Origin of the sequence: Bradyrhizobium altum, from assembly GCF_020889705.1 — a bacterium.
Taxonomy (GTDB): domain Bacteria; phylum Pseudomonadota; class Alphaproteobacteria; order Rhizobiales; family Xanthobacteraceae; genus Bradyrhizobium; species Bradyrhizobium altum.
Map to the genome: position 1 here is coordinate 1 of NZ_JACMYP010000464.1, position 3,419 is coordinate 3,419.

Genomic DNA, 3,419 nt, shown 5'->3' on the forward strand with positions numbered 1-3,419 from the left:
AGCGCCGCCGTCGCCGACCCCGTTCCGCGCCGCGCCCGCCGGTGGCGAAGCCGGCGTTGAGGAGAAGGATCCGGCCGAAGCCGCCGCCGAGTCCGACATGGACGACGACGAGTTCGAGAACCAGATGTCGCTCGCCGCCATCGAGGCCGAGCTGAAGCCGAAGGTGGTCGAGACCTTCGACAAGATCGCATCCGAGTACAAGAAGCTGCGCCGCCTGCAGGAGCAGGACATCGCCAACCAGCTGCAGAGCGAGTCGCTGTCGCCCTCGCAGGAGCGCAAGTACAAGAAGCTGAAGGACGAGATCATCGTCGAGGTGAAGTCGCTGCGCCTCAATCAGGCCCGCATCGATTCATTGGTCGAGCAGCTCTACGACATCAACAAGAAGCTGGTCTCGTTCGAGGGCCGCCTGCTGCGCCTCGGCGACAGCCACGGCGTCGCGCGCGAGGATTTCCTGCGCAACTATCAGGGGTCGGAGCTCGATCCGCGCTGGCTCAACCGCGTCTCCAAGCTGTCGGCCAAGGGCTGGAAGAACTTCGTCCATCACGAGAAGGACCGCATCAAGGACCTGCGCCACGAGATCCAGTCGCTGGCGGCGCTCACCGGACTCGAGATCGGCGAATTCCGCAAGATCGTGCACGGTGTGCAGAAGGGCGAGCGCGAGGCCCGTCAGGCCAAGAAGGAGATGGTGGAAGCCAACCTCCGTCTCGTGATCTCGATCGCCAAGAAGTACACCAACCGCGGCCTGCAATTCCTCGACCTGATCCAGGAAGGCAATATCGGCCTGATGAAGGCGGTCGATAAGTTCGAATATCGCCGCGGCTACAAATTCTCGACCTACGCCACCTGGTGGATCCGGCAGGCGATCACCCGCTCGATCGCCGACCAGGCCCGCACCATCCGCATCCCGGTGCACATGATCGAGACGATCAACAAGATCGTCCGCACCTCGCGCCAGATGCTGAACGAGATCGGCCGCGAGCCGACCCCGGAAGAGCTCGCCGAGAAGCTCGGCATGCCCTTGGAGAAGGTCCGCAAGGTCCTCAAGATCGCCAAGGAGCCGCTGTCGCTCGAAACCCCGGTCGGTGACGAAGAGGATTCGCATCTCGGCGATTTCATCGAGGACAAGAACGCGATCCTGCCGATCGACGCGGCGATCCAGTCCAATTTGCGCGAAACCACGACGCGCGTGCTGGCCTCGCTCACCCCGCGCGAGGAGCGCGTGCTGCGCATGCGCTTCGGCATCGGCATGAACACCGATCACACGCTGGAAGAAGTCGGCCAGCAGTTCTCGGTCACCCGCGAACGCATCCGCCAGATCGAAGCCAAGGCGCTGCGCAAGCTGAAGCACCCGTCGCGGTCGCGGAAGCTGCGGAGCTTCCTGGATAACTAATTCGGGTCGTCATGCCCGGGCTTGACCCGGGCATCCATCGAAACAAGAACGGCGGGCCCAGGCCCGCCGTTTTTTGTTTGCCCGGTCACCAACACCATCGTCATTCCGGGGCGTTGCGTAGCGCCGAGCCCGGAATCCATCGGGCCGCAGGTTTCGTGGTGAAATGGATTCCGGGCTCGCGCTTCGCGCGCCCCGGAATGACGAGGGAGAGATGCGGCGTGGCGCCTGTCGCAAACGGCGGGACCCGCGCGCCGCTACTTCTTCTTTACCCCGACGCGCTCGATGGTCTTGATCTCGAGCGGCGGGCGGCCGCCCTTTTCGGCGATCTCGCGGTCCTGCTCGCGCAGGAAGGCGCGCGCCGGCTCGTCGCCGTCCAGCCCGCCCAGCAGCTCCGATGGCACGCGGCGGTTGGAGCGCTGCGAGCCGTCTTCATAGAAGACGTTGAAGAAGGCGAATTCGCCTTTGGGATTGGTCCCGGGTTTTTTCGGCATGGGCGGCTTGTCCCCGATCAGGCCGCCGCTGTCAAAGCAAATTACCTGCCCCCCGTGCCGATCTGCCCTGCGCGATTCGGCGGCGTGGGGCCCTTGCGTCGCAAATATGAGGCCTCCGCCTCAGCCCTCGAACAGCACGAACGCCGCCCACACGCTCGCGTCCCTGGCGCCCGCGACCTTGCCGTCGCGCGCATCGCGCCGGGTCTGGCGCAGCGCATCCGAGTAGGTCAAGCCTTCCGCCAGGTGCTCATAAAAGCGCACGGTGAAGTTCGCGGTGCCCTCGTCGGCGACCGGCCACAGCGTCAGGAGCGCACGCCGGGCGCCGGCGATGCCGAGCGCGGTCGGCAGGCCGCGCAGGCCGCTGACAAAACTCTCGTCGCCACGGCCGGTCTCGCAGGCCGAGAGCACCAGCAGATCGAGGCCGGACAGGTCCCAGTCCATCACCTCGAAGGCATAGAGATAGCCGTCCTTTTCGTCGCGCAGCGGCCACCGGCTGTCGCCGGCGCCCGACAGCACGATGCCGCTTTGCCAGAGCGTATCGAGGCCGGACGCCGTGCTGTCATGATAGAAGCCGTGCGTTGCCAGATGCGCGATGCGGGCCTTGCCGATCGCCTCGCGCAGCACAGCTTCGCTGACGCCCCGCCCGGTCAGCACCTCGACCGGCGCGCCGCGCGCGCGGGCGAGTTTTGCGATCGCCTCGATTTCGGTCTTCGTGCCGGGCAGGGGCATCGGCCCCGGCTGGCCGTATTCGATGCCGCCGGCGAGCAGCATCGCCCCCGTCCGGTCGAGCGTCTCGCGCGCATGGATTGCGATCAGCGCGTCGGGGCTGGTCAGCATCCGGATCGTGGTGCGGTCCTCCAGCAGGCCGCCGTCGACGCCGGGCAGCAGGGAGAACGGCACGGCAAACAGGAAGCCGTCCGGCACCACATAGAGCGTGGTCTTGTCCTTCAGGGCAGGCTCCAGCGGCGCGAACAGCCGCGCGCGCAGGTTCTGGAAGCGGCCTTTGCTGTCGAGCGCCTTGTCGTCGGGCGCCTTGTTGTCTGCTGCCTTGGTGTCGCGATCCGGCGCGGCGGCCTGCGTCGTACGCAGCCGCGCGATCTCGGTCCGCACGCCGGTGTCGACCATGCGGCCGGGATCGCCGAGATCGACCACGCGCGGCTCGCTCGTTGCGGTCTCGACGATGGCGTAGAGCACGGTCGCGGCAAGCGGCTCCTTCGATTGCCGATCCGCCTTCCATTGCCGCGTGATGAAATAGTTGACGACCGCTTCCTGCGGCGCGAGCAGCTGCGACGGACGGATCGGGTCCTGCGGCAGCTTCACGCCGATCGCGTCGAGCCGCTTGTTCAGCGCCTTCTCGGCCGCGTCCTGCCGCTGCCACACGGACCTCGCCCAGTCGTCGATATTGCCCGACGAGAACAGCTCCTGCTTCTCGCCGTTGAGCCGCAGCGCCGCGCGCAGCAGCGCCGCGGTTTCCTCGTCCTTGCCCGCCATTTGCGTCTCGAGCCGGCGCAGCGCCGTGGCGTCGCCGCCGCCGAGCG

3 protein-coding genes are annotated in these 3,419 nt (G+C 66.8%); 1 reads left to right on the forward strand and 2 read right to left on the reverse strand.

Features of this window, described 5'->3' with window-relative positions; genetic code table 11:
• A partial coding sequence (gene rpoD, locus H8B02_RS46245; RefSeq protein WP_229172363.1) for an RNA polymerase sigma factor RpoD occupies positions 1-1,390 on the forward strand: 1,390 nt, incomplete at its 5' end.
• Between the two features lie 254 nt (positions 1,391-1,644).
• Here rpoD and H8B02_RS46250 read toward each other — a convergent pair.
• Both H8B02_RS46250 and H8B02_RS46255 read right to left on the reverse strand, forming a co-directional pair.
• Positions 1,645-1,881 carry a hypothetical protein gene (locus tag H8B02_RS46250; protein WP_229172364.1) on the reverse strand — a complete coding sequence of 79 codons (237 nt, stop codon included), beginning with the start codon at positions 1,879-1,881 and terminating at the stop codon, positions 1,645-1,647.
• Positions 1,882-2,001: 120 nt separating this feature from the next.
• The coding region (locus H8B02_RS46255) for a CHAT domain-containing protein (RefSeq protein ID WP_229172365.1) at positions 2,002-3,419 on the reverse strand (1,418 nt) is incomplete at its 5' end.